Here is a 22,771-nt window from a genome sequence, read left to right on the forward strand (position 1 = left end):
GGCATTCTCACCGTTGACAGGTTGTAGTTGTTCACCGCAGTCGTGTTGACCGCCCGTGACTGATATCGGCCCTCGTCAAGCCGGAGTCCGGCATAGTACTGGCCGGTACGGGCTGCGAGCCCTGGTGTCGGCGGGTATGATAGGGCGGTTTGATCGCGCTGAAACTGACTGCGGTTGAACGTCTTTGACTTTGCCGGGCGGGTGGTCCGTCCGTTGGAGCTCGGCGATCATGCCGATCACTGGCCGGACGAGTAGGGAGTGCACAGCATGTCGAGATCGCACTGGGACGTGCAGATCCCTCGCAGTGTTTCGTCGACTGGACCCTCCGGGTCCAGTCGGTTTCTAGTGTCCGCGTGACCGGTTGTCGATCCACAGTCACCACCGCCTTCGGCGCGAGACAAGCCGCGCTAGGGGTCGGATCGGTCTCGAGCTCGTCCAGAGAATGCCTGTCACGCTCATCGCGGAGGTCGCGCTGCAACTCCGCCCAATACTCGCTCCGCCACAACGAGACCGGCTCCGCATGGACTACCAATTGCGAGCCCGACTGGACTGGTGTAGCACTCGGGTCGAGACGCTTTGCGCACCCGGCGCATACGCTCCCCTGATCATCGGCGCCTATCACACCTCTGCCCCGAGGCCGAGTCGTCCGTGCCAAGCTTTCCAAGTGTGCGTTGATGCTTTACAGCTCCAGCGCCGAATGTAGTTGAAAGTTGAATGATTTGATCGGAACGCCTCGTGCGCCAGGAGAGGTGGGTGATGACGAGACGGCACCGACCATTCCTGCCCGCGGTCGGCGGGCCACGTCCTTGGCTGCGGCGTCCCCGCCCGGCTGAATATCTTCTCCTGCACCAGATTCTGCGCTGTCGATGACCACACCCAGTGGAGTCCAACATTTCGGGTTGGTGAGGTCCACTCTCTGCGCGACTCAGATGCGGGTAATTTGGCGATCGTTGGCCACACCCTGTGGTAAACGCCGAAATGCGTTCTCCCAGTTGAGAACTCACGGACAACGGCTACACTCGGAGACGTGCAAATTGAGCTTTTCGCTTGGGTAGCGGCCGTTTCCTGTGCCTGTGATTCCCCGAGGGCCAGATCGACGCGCGCCAACTTTGCGGCGCGGTGTCCGAAACGTGTTGGCCGGGTGGCGGAACGAAACCTCACGTGAAGTTGCATGGTGCATTGAGCTTTTGACAGGTCATCGTCCGGCTCCGTTGTCCCGGTCCCGACGGTATCCGCGTGAGCGTGGGTAACGGCTGGCTCCGGTGCGTCGAAGTTCGGCAGCGATGGCCCCGGTATGCCCAACGGTGGACGAGTAGCCGCTGGGATCGGAAATGAGTAGGAGGCGGTTATGGTTACGCAGGGGTATAGGGAACACACAGCACTTGCCGAGCTTCTTCGGCACGGCAACCTGGAGTTCCACCAGCAGCTGCAGCAGGTTCTGAGCAACCCGGACTTCGCCGTTACTGAGAAGCAGAGCCAGGAGCGGCGGCGGGAGAACGCGTATGATCACTTGCGATATCTGGTCAAGGAGATCGGCGGCACTCGCGATGTCGCGACCGATCTACCGGAGCTGTTCGCGGTGTTCGACTGGTCCGCCGTGCTGGCGACGGACCTGATCCCGCTGATCTCCGGCCACTTCAATTTGGCCTCGGGCAGCCTGGCCACCCTGACCGATTCCGACGCCGCCGCGCCGTACCTTCACGACCTGGATGACGCTTCCAGCGTCGGCGTCATGCTGCTGACCGAGTACGGGTGCGGTTCCAACATCGGATTCATGCAGACCACCGCGACATGGGACGGTAACGGGTTCGTGCTCAACACCCCGAACCCGCGGGCGCGGAAATTCATGCCTAGCGTTGGCATCCCGGTTGCTCGGGTCTGCGTCATCGGTGCACGGTTCATCGACGCGGCGGGCGTCGATCAGGGCGTGCACCTGTTCACGGCGCGACTACGCGACGCCAACGGCGAACCGTGCCCCGGTGTGACGATCACCCAGCTCGACCACCAGCCGCTGGTCATCATGGACAACTCGGTCATCAGCTTCGATAATCTCCGAGTCGAGCGCAGTGCCTGGCTGAGCAACGACCTGGCCACTATCGATGATGAGGGTGTGCTGACCTGGCGCGATGAGACAAGCCGGAAGCGTGCGTTCGCATCGGCGATCAGCCAACTGACCGTCGGGCGTTTGGCGCTCTCGTCGTGCCTCAACGCCTCGGCCCGCGCCTCGCTCTACATCGCTTTGCGTTACGCCGCCAAGCGGGTAGTGCCGTTGACGCCGGTCGACACCACATTCATGATCGATATCCCGCACGTGCGCGACACCCTGCTCACCGATCTGGCCGGCACTGTCGCCCGGACCATCTATGGGAACGCGATCAAGACCTTCCTCGCGGGCGCTGATCTCACCGCCCGCGACACCGTCGTATCGGTGATGTTGGCCAAATATTTCATCCAGAAGCATGCCTTGGAGACAGTCACCGACTGTCGCATCAAAATGGCTGCGCAAGGCATGTTCAGCGCCAACCGGGTCGCCAACTACCTCGGAGTAAATCATGCCGCTATCACCGGCGAGGGCGACATCTACGTCCTCGGGTCCGTCGCCGGTCGCGTGCTGGCCAAACAGCTCGTTAGCACGCCGCCACTCGAACCCGCTCTCCACGATCCCGCCGACCCCGGCGACCGGTCGCGCTTGCTCCGCGCCCGCACACTGACGATCGCGCAAGAGATTCAACCGCTCCTTGGCGATCCAGCGCTACAAGCTCGGCTGGAGGTCATTCCAGACGCGCTCGAGCTCGCCGATGCCTACTGCGCAGAGCAGGCCCTGCGACTGCTCGACGAACACGCCGAACACCATCCCGAGATCGCCGCCCTGCGTGACGTTTTCGCTCTGGAGCAGATCAACAAACAGTCTGCGTGGTATCTCACCCACGGTCTACTCGACATCGCTGCCATAAAGGCCGTGAAGCAGCAACTCCGCGGTGGGCTCCTTCCACAGGCCATCGACGATCTCGCCGACCACGTGCCCGCGCTACTGGACGCGTTCGGCTTGGACGACGAGATCCTCGGCGCACCAGTGCTGTCCGAGGATCTGCCCGCCGCATGGGACTCCCGCTGCAACGACCTGAGCCGCAACTGATCCTGCCAAGCCAGTCCGGGTAGGGCGCCCCCAACGGAGGCGCCCTACCCGGACTTTCGTAGTGCAACGCGTCAACCAGTGCTGCAGTGGCCTCCGCTGGATCGAAGATTCCCCAGGTAGGCGGGTGCAAAGGGCGATGTGGGGCCGAAACCAACCTCGACGGCGGAATCCTGTTGGCAGGGAACAATATAGCGACCCGACAGTCATCGCTCGACCCTCGCCCTGGGTACTATGCTGCCGCAACCGATCTCAAGGAGACTATGTGTATCCGCAGCAGGGTACTACCGCCGACCCAATGTCGTCGATCGAGTTCAAAGGTCCTCGAATCCAGATCTACAGTAAAGAATTTGCGGCCGATCCCCACGGCTTCTACCGCCAGATGCGTCGAGACTTCGGTCCGCTGGTACCAGTCGAGATGTGGCCAGGAGTGCCTGCAACCCTCGTTATCAACTATCGCACCGCCGTACGCATTCTCAACGACCCCGACCATTTTCCAGCCGATCCGAGTGTCTGGCACAAGACCGCACCTGCCGATATCCCGATCATGCCGATGATCGAGCCCCGACCCAACGCAATCCGCACCAGCGGCGCAGATCACGCTCGCTACCGCGATACTTTGAACTACGCCTTGGCCGGGATCGACCTCAACTCCTTGCAACCCACGGTGCAGAGAACCGCCATCCCGATCATCAACACGTTCTGCAAGGACGGGAACGCCGACGTGTTGCAGCAATACATCCTCCCGCTGGTCTTCTCGGTCTTCTGCCAAGTACTCGGCTGTCCACCAGACATCGGTGATGAGGTCGCAGCGGCCAGTGCCGCGATGTTCGACGGTGTGGATACCGAAGCAGTGAACGCGCAAATGGGCAACGCGTTGTTCAACCTTACCGCGCTGAAGCGCGCGCACCCGACTGACGACGTCGCCACGAGACTCGTCCAGCATCCCGCCGAGCTGACCGACGAAGAGATGGTGCAGCAGCTTGTCCTGCTGTTTGCTACCGGTATCGAACCACCACTGAACCTCATCGCCAACACCCTGCTGTTGATGCTGACCGATCCCCGCTTTACCAACCATGACAATCACTTGCCAACCAAGACCGCACTCTATGAGCGGCTGGCAACCGACCCGCCAATGGCGAACTATTGCCTTACCTATCCTCGCCAGCCAATTCTGATCGACGACGTCTGGTTGCCGGCGAATCAGCCGGTCATCATCAGCATGGCCGCGTGTAATACAGATCCAGAGATGAACACAGGCGAATTCCTGGACAACGGATGGAATCTGGCGTTCAGCACCGGACCGCACAACTGCCCTGCCCACGCACGGCCGTACGGACTTCTGCTCGCACAGGAAGCCATCGATCAACTCCTGGACGCCCTCCCAGAGATGCGGCTGGCGCTGCCACCAGAGAAGTTGGACTGGCGGCCGGGCCCATTTCACCGAGCATTGAAAGCGTTGCCGGTTGTGTTCCCGCCTTCTTCTCCATTGCAACTCTGAAGGCGTAAGCCTTTTGAGACGCGGCGACCAGTACATCCCACCGACAGCACTGATCTGATGGTGGACGAATACACCGGCCGGGCCGAATTCGCGCTCCAAAACCGCGGAGGTGCCCCGTCCGCAGTGGCCGGCCGAGCTGCTGGCCCAGTGTCGATATGTCGCCGAGATTCCGTGTGGCAGGGGCTGATTCCTGACCGAGTACGCTGCTGCGAGGTGCGGGTGAACATGGTGGACGCCAACATGGCGATGCCGGCCGCCGCGACCGAGCATGCCCGCAGCCTCGGTGCTGGTTGTCACGGAGCTGCATTCGCGCCTTGATAGGGCCCGCCTGCTCGACGGTGAGGTCTGGCCGTGCCGAGCAACTGGCCCTCGGCTACCTTGCCGTAGCGGATGACAGATTCCGTCGACAACCACGTCGACAGTTGAACAGGCAACCTCACCAATTCGGGCCGACCCACCGCTGGCCGAAAACATCGCAACTTTGCCGGAAATGACAGAGCCCCAACGGGTATCGACGGCTACGTTTGTTGTGAGCGCCCAGAGGACGCGGTGGCAACACACAAGGCCCCGCCCGCTGGTTTACGGTCAGATTGGAGTTTGCATGGAAAACTACACCGACCCCATCGTCCTCGATCCCGAAGGTCGGGACATTCAGGGTGAGATCGCCCGCATCCGGAAGCGAGGACCGGTCACCAAGGTCGTGCTCCCGGGCGGAGTGCCAGCATGGTCGGTGACCGACGCGGCCATGCTCAAGGAGATTCTTTCCGGCTCAGAGGTTTCCAAGGACCCGCACAAGCACTGGCCCGCGTTCCGGAATGGGGAGATCGGCAAGGACTTTCCTCTCCTCAACTGGGTGAATACGCGCTCGATGTTCACCGCCTACGGATCCGAACACCGGCGGCTCCGCAACTTCGTGGCGCCAGCGTTCACCAACAGGCGCACCGCGGCGCTGGAGCCCCGCATTCAGGCGATTGCCGATGACCTGGTGACGGGTCTGGATGCCGCGCCGGAGGGCAACCCCGTGGACATCCGCGAGCATTTCGCCTATCCGCTGCCACTACGTGTGATCAACGAGTTGATGGGAGTTCCCGAGCACCTGGTCGGGCCACTGCGGAAATGCGTGGACGGCATCTTCGACATCGCCTCGAGCGAAGAGCAAGCCGTAGCCAACTACGAGGAGATGATCGGGCTCCTGCAGCATCTCGTTGCGTATCGTCGCGAGAATCCCGCTGATGACATGACCAGCACGCTCATCGCCCACGCGGACGATCCCGCAAAGGATTTCAGCGTTGAGGAACTCGTCGGGACGCTATATCTGACAATCAATGCCGGGCACGAGACGACGGTGGATCTGATCGACCAGTCGATATACCTGTTGCTCACCAACCCGGAACACCGGGCCGCCGCGCTCGACGGCAGTCTGCCCTGGGTGGATGTGATCGAGGAAGCACTGCGGTTCGAGCCATCGATCGCGCACGCCCCGCTGCGCTACGCGGTCACGGATTTCGTCCTCGGTGACGTGGCGATCACCGAAGGCGATCCGATACTCTCCTGCCCCGCCGGCGCGAACCGGGACCCCAAGATCTACGGCGACAGCGCGGACAAGTTCGACCCCACACGGGCGCACAAAGACCACATGGCGTTCGGGTACGGCGCCCACCGCTGCCCGGGCGCACCGCTGGCACGGCTGGAGGCACAGGTGGCCCTTCCCTCCCTCTTCCAGCGGTTCCCGCACATGAAACTCGCCGTCTCGCCCGACGAACTCGGCACTGTACCCGGCTTCATCGCCAATGGGCACGACCGCCTGCCGGTACTCCTGAAATAAGGTGCTGACCCTAGAGCCGGTGACCGCCCACCCGACGGACGGTTAGCGGGGCGTTTGTGAACCTGGCCGGTCTCCGACACGATGCAGCGTCAGGCAGGTTCGGCCGAGTCGATTATTACGGCACGACGGTGACAAGGTGGCGGCCCGCCGCGTGAGCGGGCCGCCATCGAGCCGGCAGCTACATCGTCACGATGACGCCGGGTGTGATGTCGATGACGTCGGCCAGGTCGTCGGCGAGTGTCTGAAAAGTCTGTGTCGACGTGTCGATCTGGCCACGTCGAGCGGCCGTGGCCGCGGGCGTCATACGCTTAGGCATCACCACCGAATTCGACATGCGCACCGGCACACTCGACCGCAACGGAGCTCGCGGGTGCGTCGGGTTCGGTGCACATCGCCGCCAGCGACGCGGTCATGGCGGTGACAATGGACTCGACCGTCGATTGATCGAAAAGTTCGGCGGCGTAAATCATCTCGCCGCGGATTCCGGCGCATGATCCGTCGGGATGGTATTCCTCCCGCAGGTTCAGCAATAGCTCGAATGGGGTTCGGCGCACCGCCACCGGCCGTTGCCGGATCGCCAATCCGTGTGGGGCCGTGCCGGTGTCGAATCCGCGCAGATAGGTCACCATCACCTGGAACAGTGGATGATGGGTACGGGAGCGTCGCGGGTTCACCAGCTCGACCAGGCGATCGAAGGGAAACTCCTTGTTCTCGTACGCGCCGAGGACCCGCTCGCGGACCTGATGGACGAGTTCGCGATGGGTGGGCGTGCACGACAGGTCGAGGCGGACCACCGCCGTATCGACCACGCACCCGACGACATCCTGTAGCCCGTCCGAATCGCGTCCGCTCAGCGCCACCCCGATGGGCAGGTCGGTGCCCGCGCCGTGACCGTTCAGCGCTATGGCGAGCGCGGTGTGTACCAGCATGTAGATGCTCGCCCGGTAGTCGAGGGCGGGCTGGGCGAGCCTGCGATGGCTGTCGGCAGCGACGAGAACGGGCACCGCCGCCGCCGTATTCGCCAGCCGCGCGGCGCGGGGACGGTCGACGGGGAGCACGGGCTGTTCCGGCACGCCGTCGAGCATGGTGCGCCAGTATCGCGACTGCTGCTCGAGTACGGGAGTATCCGAGCCGAGCAGGTGCCGCAGCCACATGGCGTAATCCGCGAACTGCGTTGCCGGACTAGGCCATTGCGGCACGCAACCAGCGGCCCGCGCCTGATAGGCGGTCAAAAGATCACGCTGGAGAATGCCCATGGATTCGCCGTCGCCGGCACTGTGGTGCACCACCCCGAACAACACGTGATGCTCCCGGCCCAACCGGTACAGGCGGATGCGCAGCGGCGGCCGCGCCGTCAGGTCGAACCCGCGCCGCAGCTCGGATTCCATTGCCCGGTCGACACTGTCGATATCGTCGACGTCGACGATGCGGAAATCCGGCTGCGCCGATCCGATCGGCAGGATTTGCTGCACCGGGCCATCGACCGCATACGGCAGCACCGTGCGCAGGATTTCGTGCCGGGCGACCAGATCGCCGACCGCCGCCGCGACCGCCGCCGCGTCGAGCGGTCCATGGATATCGAGCGCGGTCGCGATCAGGTAGTCGGGTTGCTGCCCGCCGAGATAGTTCACCGTCCACAGGCGCAGCTGCGCGGGCGAGAGCGGGATCGGGTCGGTGCGGGCGACAGCCGCGAAGCCCGGCCGGGAAGTCACCGTGCCGTGCCCGCGCCGATCGAGCGCCTGCTCCAGTGCGGCGATCGTCGGCGACTCGAACAGATCGCGCAGCGATACCTCGACACCGAGTGACGACCGCAGTGCTGCGACAACGCGAATCGCGGACAAGGAGTTGCCACCGTGCGCGAAGAAATCGTCGGTGACCCCGGTCTCCCGGCCGCCGAGCGCCTCCGCGAAGGCCGCCGCGATGACCTGCTGACGCGGGGTTCGGACGGGTACGCGAGCAATGCCGGACGGCATCGGGAGCGCGGCGGTATCGACCTTGCCCGTGGCGGTCAACGGCAGTTCCTCGACCGGCACGATCACCGACGGCACCAGGTAGGACGGCAGGCTCGCGGCCAGCCGGGTCCGCAGCGCCGCGGTGTCGACCCCGGCGCGCCCGACGACGTGCGCGACCAGTGACTGCCCGTCAGCGGCCCGCCGCACCGTGACTATCGCCGCGGCAATGCCGGGCTCGCGTCGAATCGCCGCTTCCACCTCCCCGGGTTCGACCCGGAATCCATTGATCTTCAACTGCCGATCGGCGCGGCCGAGGAAATGCAACAGACCTGCCGCATCCCATCGGCCGAGGTCACCCGTGCGGTACATGCGGGCACCGGGCGGGCCGTACGGGTCGGCCATGAACCGCTCCGCGGTGCGGGCCGGGGCCCGGTGGTAGCCGTTGGCGAGTCCCGCACCGGACAGGTAGATCTCCCCGGCCACACCGGTGGGCACCGGCCGCAGCGCCGAATCGAGCACCGTGACCCATGTGTTGTCGGCCGGACCTCCGATCGGGACCGGCAGTTCGGACGATGCGTCGTCGGGGATCGAGAAGGTCACCGCGAAGCTCGTCGCCTCGACGGGCCCGTACAGGTTCCGCACCGCCGGCGCATGCGCGCCTCGGCGCACGGCCACCGCGGCCCGCGGCGACAGCACATCCCCGGCTACCGCGAGTCTCGACAGGCGGCCGAGTTCATCCGGAGCCTGCTCCGCCAGCAGGTGGAACAGGCCCGTCGACAACAACATCGATGTGACCCGTCCTGCGCGCAGCACGTGCGCGTAGTCATGGACATCCAGCACGCCGGGCCGCGCGAGCACCACGGTGCGACCGGCCAGCAGCGGCAGCCACAGCTCGTAGACCACCATGTCCCAGGTGTGCGGCAGATGCATCAGCACCCGGTCGTGCCCGTCGCCGTGGCCGACGCGATCGCGGGCCCGAGCCACGATATTGCGATGGGTTACCTCGACGCCCTTCGGCGCTCCGGTCGACCCGGATGTGAACATGAGCGTCGCGACCGCGTCCGGGGCGATGACGATGCCGAGGTCACTGTCATCGTCGGTGGCCCAGGCCGCGCCGTCGAGATCGTCCAGCACCAATTCGGTTCGGGTGAAGCGCAACAGCCGCCGCACGTGCGCGGGCGGATAGCGGTCGCTGAGCGGCACGCACACCGCTCCCAGTTTGTAGAGGGCGAGAAAGGCGACCACGAGATCGACCGAGCGCGGCAGCGCGATGCCGATCGGAACTCCTGGTCCGGCGCCGCGGTCCCGCAGCCAGCGCGCGACACGATTGGCACGGGCGTTCAAGTCCGCGTAGGTGATCTCCACGCCGTCGGACCAGATCGCGGCATGCTGCGGGCAGCGTCGCACGACGGACTCGAAACAGTCGGCAATGCTGCCGTTTTCGATATCGGTGCGCATGCCGTGCCCGGCGGCAAGGAGCTCGATCCGGCGCGCGGGCTCGAACAGGGCGACTCGCCCGACCAGCGGTTGCTGTCGTGCGGCGAGCGCCGCGCAGGCGGCCAGCATCCGCGACCACAAGTCGCCCGCATCAGCGAGGCAGTCGATGCGGGCGAGCTGCACACCGATCCGGAAGGTCAACTCGCCGCGGTCGGGAACGATGACCACCGTGAGCGGAAAATGCGTGCCACCAAGGACTTCGACGGACGCGACCGAGAAGTCCGCGTCCGGGTCATCGAGCAGGCCGGTGTCGACAGGGAAGTTCTCGAAGACGAGCGAGGTGTCGAAAAGGTCGACCTCCCCCGCCGCGGACATGATGTCGGGCAGTCCGAGATGGTCGTGCTCCATCAATTCCGCGCGCCCGGCCTGGATCCGAGCGGCCAGGTCGAGCGGTGACTCCCCCGGCACCAATCGCACCCGCAGCGGCACGGTGTTCATGAGCAGCCCGACAACGTCTTCCATCTCAGCGCCCGCACGGCCGGATACGGTGATACCGAAGACGACGTCATCGCTGCCGGTCAGGTTCGACAGCACCATCGCCCACATGGCCTGCATCAGTGAGTTGAGCGTCAACCCACGTTCGGCGGCCCGTTCGCGCAACGCCGCGACCAAGGCGTCCGGCATACGGAATGTGTGGTCTTCGGGCCGCCGCCACGGCTGCCGAGCCGCCCGCGCCACCTTGGTCGGTTCGGCGTCGGTGAGCGCTTGCGCCCAGGCCCGGCGAGCACTGTCGCGATCCTGCGCCGCAGACCATTCCAGAAACCGGTGCCACGGTGTCGCGGGCGGCAGCTCTATGCCCCGGTAGCCGATCAGCAACTGGCGCAGCAGGATTCCCACCGACCAGCCGTCGAGCAGCGCATGGTGGTGGGTGAGCACCAGAGTGCAGCGTCGCACCTCGGTGCGGATCAAGGTGACCGTGAGCAGCGGCGCCTGGAGCGGGTCGAGCCGGGCGTCCTCGGCGCGCGACCGATGCATGGCGCGCTCCCGCTCGTCGGCCGTCTCGGCCACGAGATCGACTACCCGCCAAGGCAATTCGATATCGTCTTGAATCTCGTACCGCGGCTGCTCGCCGTGGTCGACGACGAAGGATCCCATCAGATGCGGATGCCGCGCGAGCACGGATCGCAGGGCGGCGCGTAGCCGATCCACGTCGACCGCGCCGTCCAGCTCGAGTGCGAACTGGACGAGATACGGGTCGTCGCCGTCGGCGCCGTCGTAGAGGGAATGGAACAGCAGGCCGGACTGCAATGGTGTCGCGGGCAGGAACCGGCGGCCATCGCTCGTTATGGCTGGGGTGATCACGACGGCAGGCCCGGTGACCGGCCGGGCGGTGCCTGCCGTGCGCGCGAGCGCGCGCACGGTCTGCTGTTCGAACACCTCCCGGGGCGCGATGGCGAGCCCGGCCGCCCGCGCCCGATCCGCCAGCCGCACGGCGAGGATGCTGTCGCCGCCGGCGGCGAAGAAGCCGTCGTCGATGCCGATGCCATCATGTCCGAGCACGTCGACGAACAGCGCGTGCAGCCGCGTCTCGATATCGGTGCGCGGTGGTGCGCCGGCGGCGCGGGCGGCGCCGTCCGTGGCGATGGCACGCAGCCGCTGTTCGTCGATCTTGCCGTTGGGTGTCATCGGGACGGTGTCGATGGCAATGATCGCGGATGGCATCGCGTGCGCGGGAAGCAGTTCGGCGATTCCGGTGCGAGCGGTGTCGACGTCGACCCGGTCTCCCGTGACGAAGGCGACCAGTCGACGGTCACCGGGTCGGTACTCGACAGTCAGGACCGCCGCTGCACGCACCGCCGGTTGCCCGCACAGGGCGGCCTCGATCTCACCGGGCTCGATCCGGAAGCCACGCACCTTCACCTGCCGGTCCGCCCGACCGAGGTATTCGAGCGTGCCGATGCGGGTCCAGCGCGCCATATCCCCGCTGCGATACATGACGGTGCCGGGTGCGCCGAACGGGTCGGCGGTGAAACGTGCCGCCGTGCGACCCGGCTGACGCAGGTACCCCGCGGCGACGCCGGGTCCGGCGACGTAGAGCTCGCCCGGGATTCCCGGCGGGCACGGACACAGCGCGGCATCGAGCACGTACACGGACTGGTCCGGTAACGGTGTGCCGATCTCGCCCGCCGCCGAGTCACGCGTCAACGGCGTTCCGGTGGTAAACACCGTCGTCTCGGTGATGCCGTACATATTGACCAGACGCGGCCGCTCCGGATCGCATCGCGACCACCAGGCGGCCAGCCGCCACGGCTCCACCGGTTCGCCGCCGAAGATCACGTGGCGCAGTGACAGCCCGTCGCTCGCCGCGGGCCGGTCCGCCGTGGCGTCGACCAGCATCCCGAATGCGGACGGCGTCTGGTTCAGCACCGTAACCCGTTGCGCCACCAGCAGATCCAGGAAGTCACCCGGTGCGCGCGCCACCTCGGCGTCGACGACGACGAGCTTGCCGCCATGGCACAGGGCACCCCAGATCTCCCACACCGAGAAGTCGAATGCGGTGGAGTGGAACAGCGTCCACACGTCGTCGGCGCCGAACCCGAACCACGGCTGTGCCGAGGTGAGCAGTCGCACGACGTTCGCGTGCGTGACCACCACCCCCTTGGGTCGATCGGTCGTGCCGGAGGTGTGGATGACATAGGCGGGGTGCAGCGCGGACGGCCGGGTCGCGGGCTCGGCCGGTGTGACCCGGGCCCGGTCCCCGATCCGCAGGATGGGCACCGTCGAGACCGAATCGGGCAGGGCGACTCCCCCTCCGGTGACGATCAGCGCGGGGGCGGTATCGGCGACGATCGCCCGCAACCGATGCTCCGGATAGCCGGGGTCCAGCGGAACGTAGGCGGCGCCGGCCCGCAGCACGGCGACCATGACGACAACGAGGTCCAAGGATCGAGGCAGCGCCAGTGCCACGAATTCCCCTGCGCCAACACCGTATCCGGCAATGAGCTCGGCCAACCGCCGGCCGCGCTCGTCCAGTTCCGCATAGGTGAGCGACTCGGCACCGCAGACGACGGCGGTGGCGGCGGCGCGTGCGGTGACGGTCCGCTCGAACCAGGCGACGAGCGTCTCCGGCGGTGCCGCGGCGGGGGCGGGCGGATCTGGAAACGTTCGAAGCGCCAGGCCCGGCAGTATCCGGTGCGCCCGAGTTCGTAGGCGCCCCACCGGGAGATCCTGCGGAGCCGCGGCTATGGCCGCGATCGTCTCGGTGAGCCGGCGATGGTGCGCGGCCAGGTCGCGCTCGGAATACCGGACCGTACTGGATTCCAGGACGAGCGGCAGGACCGGCTCGCCATTGTCGTATACGCCGATCGTCAGGTCGTCGGAGCGGCCGGCCGACAGATGGCGCAGAGTCGCGGTTTCCGGGCCGAAGCGCAGGTCCTTCTGCATGGGCAACACGTTGATCGTGGGACCGACGACACCGCCCCCGACACCGCCCGCCCGGAGGTCGGCGAGCATGTCGGCTCGCTGGTACCGCTGGTGGCGCAGGATGATCAGGGATTCGGCGCGCACCGCGCGAACGAGTTCGCCGACGGATGTGGACGGGTCGACCGGTATGCGTAGCGGGACGACATTCGCGGTGACACCGAGTGCGGTGCGGGAGCGTTTCGCGGGCACGGCGAGGCCGAGCGTGACCATGCGCGCGCCCGAATCCGCGTGCAGCAGTGTCGCAATCGCGGCGAATACCCAGGCCGGCCACGCGGTTCCGGACGCGTCCGCACGGGTTCGGAGGGTATGCCACGCCGGTGCCTCGAGCGCTCCGACATGCCTGATGTATCGGGGACCGTCGGCGGTCGCCGGGATTCCGGCGAACAGCGGCGCATCGGCCGGTCCGGGGATCATGAGCCGTTGCGCCCAGAACCGCCGGTCGTCGGCGAACCGGGCGGAGGCGCGATAGCGAACGTCCTCCGCTACCAGGGCTTGCACCCGATCGAATACCGCTTCCACCACCGGTCGACCGGCGACAAGCGCGGTGTAGGTCTCGGCGACCCGTCTGACCATGGCGGCCGAGGCGGCGCCGTCGAGAACCGCGTGATGCGATCTGACGAACCACGCGGTGCCCTCGGTGCCCAGATCGATCAGATGGTGTTCGAACAGCGGGGCGCGGCGCAGGTCGAAGGGCCGGTCGAGTGCCGCGTACATGAAACGCATCGCCTCGCCGCGCGGGTCGGCCGCATCGCGAAAACTGTTGCGGTGCAGGGGCCAGTCGATCTCCGCTTCGAGGATCTGCGCGACCTCGCCCTCGGCATCGGTGTCGAACCGCACCCGCATCGTCTCGGCGCCGCCGACGACGATGCGCAGCGCCCGCTCGAACGCCACCTCGTCGACCGCGCCGTGGATATGCGCGTACCCACCGATCACGAACTGCCGCCCGGTGTCGTCGAGTTGCTGGGCGACCCAGATATGTTGCTGCGCGCTCGTCAGCGGCCAGCTCGATGTCATGGCAATTCCTCGATGGCGACATGCGGGTTTCGCACGAACGCGGCGATCAGGTTCCCCAGTTCCGCCGCGAGCGCGGCTACCCGCGCTTCGTCGAAAAGGTCACGCAGGTAACCGAATCGGATGGTCAGTGCGGTGCCCGGATCGATGATGAGCGTCAGCGGATAGTGCGTGGCGTCGTGGAGTTCGACGCGGGTATCGGTGACGCCGCCGACCGCGGCGGCCACCGCGGCGAGCCGCTCGGTATCGACCGGATAGGACTCATAGGCCAGCGCCGTGTCGAACAGCGTGTCCTGCAGCCCGGCGGCGGCATGGATCTCGGTCAGGCCGAGGTGGTGGTGCTCGATCAGTTCCGCCTGCTCGGCCTGCACGGCCCGCATGAGCGCCGCCGCGGGCAGGTCCGGCGCGAAGCGCACCCGCACCGGCACGGTGTTGATACACAGTCCGACAATCGATTCGACACCAGGCAGCGCGGCCGGACGGCCCGAAACGATCGCACCGAATACCACGTCCGCACGGCCGAGCCTGCGCCCCAACAGGATTGCCCACGCGACCTGCAGCATTGTATTGACCGTGATCCCGAGTTCGATCGCGGTCGCGCCCAGCGCGGCGGTGGCGTCCGGGTCGAGCGCCCACCGGTACTCGGCGGTGGTGGCGGTGATTTCGCGATTGCGGGTGCCCGGTGCGACCAATGTCGGCGCGGACACACCGTCCAATGCCCGCCGCCATGCCGTCGCGGACGCCGTCGCATCGCGGTCGTGCTGCCACGCGAGATAGGCGCGGAACGAACCCACGGGCGGCGGCAGCGGATCATCGGAGGCATAGAGCGCCATGAGATCCCGCAGCACCAGGGGCACCGACCAGCCGTCCAGCAAAAGGTGGTGGTAGGTCGCGATCAATACGTGTGCCGAGTCCCCGACGCGGGCGAGGGTGAATCGCATCAGGGGCGGCCTTGCCGGGTCGAACCAGTGGGCGCCGTCGCGGGCGAGGAGTTCGGTCAGTTCGCCCTCGGCACGCAGATCCACCTCGCGCCAAGGCAGTTCGACCGTCTCCGGCACCACCTGCCGAGGCGCGCCGGTGGTATCGGCCACGAATGCCGCGCGCAGATTCGGATACCGTCGCAGAATTTCCTGCGCGGCCCGGCGCAGCCGATCGCCGTCGACCGTCCCGCCGATACGCAGCACCGCCTGCACGTTGTAAACGTCGACGGCGGTGCGACCGGACGGCAGCGGCTCGGCGAGCATGGCGTGCAGATACAGCCCCGGTTGCAGCGGCGCGAGCGGCCACACATCGGTGAGCCGTCCGTAGACGCGCTCCCACCGGGCGATGTCGGCGCCACTCACCCGGACCAGCGGGAAGTCCGAGGGTGTGTGCCCGCCCGCGTGCGCGGTTCGAGCGTGGGCGGTGATCGCGCCGAGCGCGCGCACCCACAGGTCGGCCAGTTCCGACACCTCGGCCGCGTCGAGAAGTGTTTCCGGATAGGCGAATCCGGCGCGGAGCCCGGAGCCGGTCACGATCGCGGTGATATCGATCGCGGCGGCCACGGGCAGGCCGGGGTCCGGATCGGCCGGCGTCGTGAGCACTCCGGCACCGCGGTCGTCGACGCGTCCGAGGTAGTTGAAGACAAGCTGTCCTGGCATCGCTCCCGGCAGCAGTTCCGCGGTGTCGGGGTTCAGGTAGCGCAGCAGTCCGTAGCCGATCCCGTGATCGGGGATGGCGCGCAACTGTTCCTTGACCGCCTTGATCACCGCACCGGCCGCCTCGGTACCGGCCAGTGCGGCCGCCGCCGTGTCGATATCGGTGAGGTCCAGCCGAACCGGGTAGAGCGAGGTACACCACCCCACCGTCCGGGACAGGTCGGCGCCGGCCGCGATCTGCTCCTCGCGGCCGTGGCCCTCCAGCCGCAGCAGGGACACCGGTACGTTCTCGCCCCGCCGCGCCCGCCATATCACCAGCGCGACGGCCAGCGCGGATATCAGGATCTCGTCGACGCCGGCGTGGAATAGGCCGGGGACGGTCCGCACGAGCGCCGCGGTGACCGTCTCGTCTACGGTGACGTCCACCGTCGCGATGCGCGAGGCGACGTCGATGCCGGGGTCGAGCGGCCGGGACCCGAGCAGCGGATCCGGTGTCGCGCAGATGTGCTGCCACCGAACGAGTTCGGCGATCCGGCTCGGATCACACGCCGCGTCGACCAGGGCATGCGACCACCGGCGCATGGAGGTGCCGGGCGAATCCAGTTGCGGCGGTACGCCTTTCACGGCGGCCTGGATGGCAGCGAGCAGATCGGGAAGCAGGATTCGCCATGACACACCGTCTACGGCGATGTGGTGTGCGCAGATGACCAGTCGGCCGGGCATGCCCGGCCGCCGCGGATCGAGCCAGACGAACTGCACGACAACTCCGGTCGCCGGGTCGAGGCGGTCCAATGCGGCGTCGACCTGCGCCGCGGCGAACGCCTGCACGGTGTCGGCATCATCGATTTCGCACCGGCGCAACAGTTTCACCGGATCGACCGCACCCGGCGGCAAGGTCTCCAGTCGCCACTCGCCGGCACCATCGCGGAACAACCGACTGCGCAGCATATCGTGCCGGTCGACGACCGCCATGACCGCGGCTGTCACGGTGTCGCGGTCGACACCGAGGGGAAGTTCGACGCTGAGGGTCTGGTTGACGCGGCGGAAGGTGCCGCCGCGTTCGGTCAACCAGCGCACGACGGGTGTCAGTGGCAGCTCGCCGACACCGCCGCCGGGCAGTTCCGCCAGGCGCGGCACCCCGGCGTCGGAATCCACCGTCCGTGCCGCGGCGGCGATCGCGGCCACCGTGCGGCGCTCGAAGACATCCCTCGGCGTGACGTGCAGACCCTTGGCCCGCGCACGGGCGGCGAGCTGAATCGAGGTGATGCTGTCCCCGCCGAGCGCGAAGAAGGAGTCGTCCACACCCGCCAAGTCGACGCCGAGCACCTCGGCGAACACGTCGGCGATCGCCCGCTCGGCGGGGGTGCGCGGTGCCTGCGCCGACCGCGGCCGGAAGACCGGATCGGGCAGCGCCGAACGGTTCAGTTTGCCGTTGCCGGTCAGTGGCAGCGTCTCGATCACCACGACGGCGGCGGGCCGCATATACGGCGGAACCCGCTGCGCGACGTGGGTTTCCAGTGCCACCGGGTCGAGTGTCGCGTCCGGTGTCGGAACCGCGTACGCAACCAGTCGCGGCGACCCCGGCCCCTCGGCACGGGCCACGACGGCGGCCTGCGCCACCGATTCGTGTGCGAGCAGCGCGGCCTCGATCTCGGCCGGTTCGATCCGGTAGCCGCGGATCTTCACCTGGTCGTCGCCGCGCCCGAGGTATTCGAGGTGTCCGTCGGCATTCCAGCGGGCCAGATCGCCGGTGCGATACATGCGGGTGCCGGGCACACCGAACGGGTCGGCCACATAGCGGCCCGCGGTCGTCGCCGGGCGCGCGTGATAGCCGCGGGCGAGCTGGTGCCCGGCGAGGTAGAGCTCACCCGCCGCGCCGACCGGTGCCGGGCGCAGCCGCGAATCCAGCACGCGGACAGTTATTCCCGGTAGGCCCCGACCGATGACACTGGCCCGCGTCGACCGGGCGTGTTCGCGGTCCACCGCCAGATGCGTGGCATGCACTGTCGCCTCGGTGATTCCGTACAGATTCGAAATCCGCGTCCCACTGGCCGGGCGGGCGTCATACCACGCACGCAGCCTGCGCAGGTCGAGGGCCTCACCGCCGAATACGACGTGCCGTAGCGCGGGGCCGACGGCAGAGCCGTCGTGGTCGAGCAGCGGGTAGAACGCCGACGGTGTCTGACTGAGCACCGTAATCCCTTCCCGCGCAAGCAGTTCGCCGAACTCCAGCGGCGAGCGCGTCAGGCCGGGGTCCACGATGACGAGCGTGCCGCCGGTCGCGAGCGCACCCCACATCTCCCACACCGAGAAGTCGAAGGCGTGGGAGTGGAACATCGTCCATACGTCGTTGTGGTCGACGTCGACCAGCGCGCGGGTGGCGGCGAGCATCGCGACGACATTGCGGTGCGTCACGCACACGCCTTTGGGCCACCCTGTCGAGCCGGAGGTGTAGAGCACATAGGCGATGTTGTCCGGGCTCGGCGATGCGGGCGCGATATCGGGCGGTACCAGTGTGTCCACGAGCCTGCCCGCGCCGTCGAGCACAAGGCACGGCAGGTCGTCGGTGGGCAGCGCGGCATGGTCGGCCGCTGTCGTGACGACGCAGTCCGGATTCGTCTCGGCAAGCACGAATTCCATGCGCCGCGCGGGATTGTCGAGGTCGAGCGGTATGTAGCCGGCCCCGGACCGCAATACGCCGAGCATCGCCACGATCGACTCGACGGAACGCGAAACGGCCACGGCGACCAGCGATTCGGGCGCGACCCCGCGGGCGGTGAGGGCACGCGACAGCTCGGCGGAGGCATGGTCGAGCTCGCGGTAGGTCAGCGCACGCGACCGGTACCGGACGGCGACGCCATCCGGTCGAGCAGCCGCCTGTGCCAGGAAGAGGTCGACGAGGGTGGCGTCGGGCACCGCTGCGGGCCGTTGCCAGCGCTCCAGCACCAGATTCAATTCCGCCGCACCGAGCGGATCGATGTCGGCCACCGTGATATTCGGATTCTCGGTGATCGCCAACAGCACCCGCACCAGGCGCTCACCCAGCCGGACCACGGTCGCCTCGTCGAGCAGGTCCGGACGCCAGCTTGCCAGGATGTGCAATCGGTCGCGCTGCCGGACGGTGAGCGTCAGCGCATAGTGGGTTGCCTCCCGGGACCGCAACCCGGTGATCGTCATCCCGGCGCTCGTGGCGGCGTCCGCGCGCAGCCGCGCCACCTCGAACGGATACGACTCGACGACAAGTAGCGTGTCGAACAGGCCGCGCTCATCGACCTCGCCGTGCGAAACGATATCGGGCAGACCCACATGGTGGTGCGCCGAAAGCTCGAACTGTTCCCGCTGCACCCGGCGTAGCAACGATCCCGCGGTTTCGTCCGGAGCCAGCCGAACTCGGACCGGGACGGTATTGATGAACAACCCGACCATGGATTCGACGCCCGCGAGGTCGGCGGGGCGACCCGATACAGTGGTGCCGAAAACGACGTCCGCCCGATCGGTCAGGCGCGCCAGCAGGATTGCCCACGCGGCCTGCAGCACGGTGTTCACCGTCACCTCGAGCTCGGTCGCGAGGTGGGAAAGCCGTTGTGTCCGTGTCTCGTCCAGCGCGATCTCGCGCTCCAGAGGCAAGGTGGCCGGTGCGCGCACGGGTGCGTCGCCCGCCAGCAGCGTCGGCTCCGGCCCGCCGGACAGCGCCGCCGCCCAGGTCCGCCGGGACACCGACTTGTCCTGTCGGGCAAGCCATTCCACGTACTGGCGATAGGGCCGCGGCGGTTCACCGGTGACACCGGCATATCCGGCGACGATCTCGCGCAGCAGCAGCGGTATGGACCAGCCGTCGAGCAGCAGGTGGTGATAGGTGACGACCAGCTGAGTGCGGCCTGCGCCGACGCGGGCCAGCAGGAACCGCAGCAGCGGCGGCCGTGCGAGATCGAACGGCGTGGCGCGTTCGATGTCGAGCACGTGGTCGAGCGCTCCGGCCGGTGCCTCGGCCAGGTCCGCCTCGCGCCATGGCAATGCCACATCTGTGGTGACGAGCTGGTTGGGCGTCCCAGCCTGGTCGACGACGAATGCCGCGCGCAGATTCGGGTGCCGCTCGAGCACGTCCGCCGCGGCCGAGCGCAGCCGGACGGCGTCGACCGCGCCATCCAGGCTCAGCACCAGCTGCACCGTGTAGACGTCCACCGCGCCGGGATCGAACATGGCATGGAACATCATTCCGGCCTGCAGCGGCGAGACCGGCCACACCTCGGTCAGCGTGGGATACCGCTGCTCCCACGTCTCGATATCACCCTGGGTGAGGGTGACGAGCGGGAAGTCGGACGGGGTGTGCCCGCCGCGCATGCGCGGATCCCGTGCATGCCGCGCGACGCCGGCCAGTGCATCGCGCCACAGTTGAATCAACTCAGTGCCCGCCGCGTCGGTGAACAACGTGCTCGCGTAGCCGATGCTGGTCCTGAGCCGATTGCCGAGGACGATGGAATCCACTTCGATCGCGCCGAGCGCGCCGCGCCGGGCGTCGGGCCGGATCGGCAACATGGCGTACTCGGGTGCAGGCAGCCAGCCGATTCCGGACAGCTCCGCCGGGATGTCGACGCCGGTGATGTGTCCGAAGTAGTTGAACGAGATCTCCCCCGGCTCCGTGCGCGGCAGCGCCGCCGCCGTCTCCTCGTTCAGATATCTGAGCAGGCCGTACCCGAAACCATTGTGCGGTGTTGACCGCAGCTGCTCCTTGACAGCCTTGAGCGCGGCGCCCATGGCGGGGCCGCCGGCGAAGGCGTCGTCGATATCCACCCCGGTCAGATCGAGCCGCGCCGGGACGATCGAGGTGAACCAGCCGACGGTGCGGGACAGGTCCGCGCCCGGCACCGCATCCTGCTCGCGTCCGTGCCCTTCGAGCCGCAGCAGCACCGACCGCTCGCCTTGGCCGCGCCGCGACCGCCATCGGATGACCGCCAGCGCGAGCGCCGTCAACAGCGCATCCGCCACCCGAGCGCGGTAGCGGCCGGGTATCTCGGTGATGAGCGCCGCAGTGTCGCGCTCGTCGAGTTCGACCGGGGTGTGCGCCACATCCGCGGCGAAATCCTGGTGCGGGTCGAACGAGCGGTCACCGAACGAGGGATCCGGCCCATCGACGATCTCGCGCCAGACCGGCAGCTCCGCGACCCGGGCCTCGTGCCGCGCGGCGTCGACCAGCGCGTGCGCCCACGCCCGCATGGATGTTCCGACGCCGGGCAGCGCGGGTGCGCTCCCCGCCGCGACCGCCGCCCACGCGGCGACGAAGTCGGGCAACAGGATTCGCCACGAGACGCCGTCGACGGCAATGTGGTGCGCGGCGATGATGAGTAGGCCGGGTGACGTGCGTGGCTCCGGGGTGAGCCAGACGAACCGCAGGACCGCACCGGTCGCCGGGTCGATCCGGTCGACTGCGGCATTCAGCTCGGCAGTGGCCAGCGCCGCCAGCTCCGCGCCATCGAGGTCGGCGTCATGGACGACCTGGTCTATCAACGAGTCGACGTCGACGCTGCCGGGCGCAGCGATCGTCAGATGCCACTCACCCGCGTCATCGCGGTGGAGCCGCGACCGCAGCATATCGTGGTGATCGACAACAGCGGAAAGGGTGGAAACCAATGCGCCGCGGTCGATTCCGTCGGGCAGATCGAGCGTGATCGACTGGCAGAAGCGATCGAAGTTGCCGCCGCGCTCGACCAGATAGCGAATCACCGGCGTAGGAGGCAGCTCCCCGACGCCACCACCCGGCCGCTCGTCGAGCCGCGGTGTTCCGACCCCGCCGGCGGCCTCGGCAATGGCCGCCAGGCGGGCGACGGTGCGGTGCTCGTACACCTCCTGCGCGGTCACCGCGATGCCACGCGCTCGCGCGCGCGACACCAGCAGGATCGACATGATGCTGTCGCCGCCGAGAGCGAAGAAGGACTCGTCGACGCCGATGGTGTCACGACCCAGCACCTCGGCGAAGACGGCGGCGAGCTCGCGTTCGGTCTCGGTGCCCGGCGCTCGGAAGGGCACCAACTCGAATACGGGCGCCGGCAGCGCCTTTCGGTCCACCTTGCCGGAGCGGTTCACCGGTAGCTCGGTGAGCACGACGATCGATTCAGGCACCATGTGACGCGGCAGCACCTCGCTCAGCCGCTGCTGCACTGCCGCTGGGTCGATGCGGTGCCCGGCCGCGGGCGTGAGGTAGGCGATCAGTCGATCGCCCGCCGCCCCCGCCCCGTGGTGGACGACCGCGACCGCCTGCGCGACGGACTCCTGCCCAGCCAGAACCGCCTCGATCTCGCCGAGTTCGATCCGGATGCCACGCAATTTCACCTGGAAATCACGGCGGCCGAGGAATTCCAGTTCCCCGTGCCCAGTGGTGCGCACGATATCGCCGGTGCGGTACAGCCGCCGGCCCGCACTGCCGAACGGGTCGGCGACGAACCGCGCGGCGGTGCGGCCGGGGCGCGCGACGTAGCCGCGAGCGAGCGCGGTTCCGCCGAGATAGAGCTCGCCGGGCACGCCCGCCGGGACCGGCCGCAGGCAGGCGTCCAGCACATACGCATGCGTGTCCCAGGACAGCGCGCCGATCGGGACCGTGTTGAAGTCGCTGCTCGCGAGGCCCTGCGGTGTTACGCGGGCTACCTCCTCGGGCCGCCGTCTCGCAGCGATGTCGAAGTCGCTGCTCGCGAGGCCCTGCGGCGTTACGCGGGCTACCTCCTCGGGCCGCCGTCTCGCAGCGGTGTCGAAGTCGCTGCTCGCGAGGCCCTGCGGCGTTACGCGGGCTACCTCCTCGGG

General features: G+C 67.5%; 7 protein-coding genes. 4 read left to right on the forward strand and 3 right to left on the reverse strand.

Annotated features, from left to right (window positions below; all coding sequences use genetic code 11):
• Positions 1-1,348 precede the first annotated feature (1,348 nt).
• From AB0L63_RS20185 to AB0L63_RS20195, 3 genes are all read left to right on the forward strand, one after another.
• Positions 1,349-3,136, forward strand: a complete 1,788-nt coding sequence (locus AB0L63_RS20185; RefSeq protein WP_364502822.1) for an acyl-CoA dehydrogenase — start codon at positions 1,349-1,351, stop codon at positions 3,134-3,136.
• A gap of 262 nt (positions 3,137-3,398) precedes the next feature.
• Positions 3,399-4,634 (forward strand): cytochrome P450, encoded by a 1,236-nt coding sequence (locus AB0L63_RS20190; protein WP_364502825.1) that lies wholly within the window; start codon positions 3,399-3,401, stop codon positions 4,632-4,634.
• A gap of 601 nt (positions 4,635-5,235) precedes the next feature.
• Complete coding sequence (locus AB0L63_RS20195) at positions 5,236-6,459, forward strand: cytochrome P450 (RefSeq protein ID WP_364502828.1); 1,224 nt, start codon at positions 5,236-5,238, stop codon at positions 6,457-6,459.
• 178 nt (positions 6,460-6,637) lie between these two features.
• Here the strand turns inward: AB0L63_RS20195 and AB0L63_RS20200 are convergent, their stop codons facing one another.
• From AB0L63_RS20200 to AB0L63_RS20210, 3 genes are read right to left on the reverse strand one after another with little or no spacing between them, the layout of a single operon-like run.
• Positions 6,638-6,763 (reverse strand): hypothetical protein, encoded by a 126-nt coding sequence (locus tag AB0L63_RS20200; RefSeq protein ID WP_364502831.1) that lies wholly within the window; start codon positions 6,761-6,763, stop codon positions 6,638-6,640.
• A 4-nt stretch (positions 6,764-6,767) separates the two neighbouring features.
• Positions 6,768-14,345 carry an amino acid adenylation domain-containing protein gene (locus AB0L63_RS20205; protein ID WP_364502834.1) on the reverse strand — a complete coding sequence of 2,526 codons (7,578 nt, stop codon included), beginning with the start codon at positions 14,343-14,345 and terminating at the stop codon, positions 6,768-6,770.
• Positions 14,342-22,531, reverse strand: a complete 8,190-nt coding sequence (locus AB0L63_RS20210) for an amino acid adenylation domain-containing protein (protein WP_364502837.1) — start codon at positions 22,529-22,531, stop codon at positions 14,342-14,344. The genes AB0L63_RS20205 and AB0L63_RS20210 overlap by 4 nt, the downstream gene beginning before the upstream one ends.
• A 6-nt stretch (positions 22,532-22,537) precedes the next feature.
• On the opposite strand from AB0L63_RS20210, the gene AB0L63_RS20215 reads away from it, so the two are divergent.
• Positions 22,538-22,771: hypothetical protein (locus tag AB0L63_RS20215; protein ID WP_364502840.1), on the forward strand; the 234-nt coding region annotated here is incomplete at its 3' end.

Source organism: Nocardia sp. NPDC051990 (assembly GCF_040680755.1).
GTDB lineage: Bacteria > Actinomycetota > Actinomycetes > Mycobacteriales > Mycobacteriaceae > Nocardia.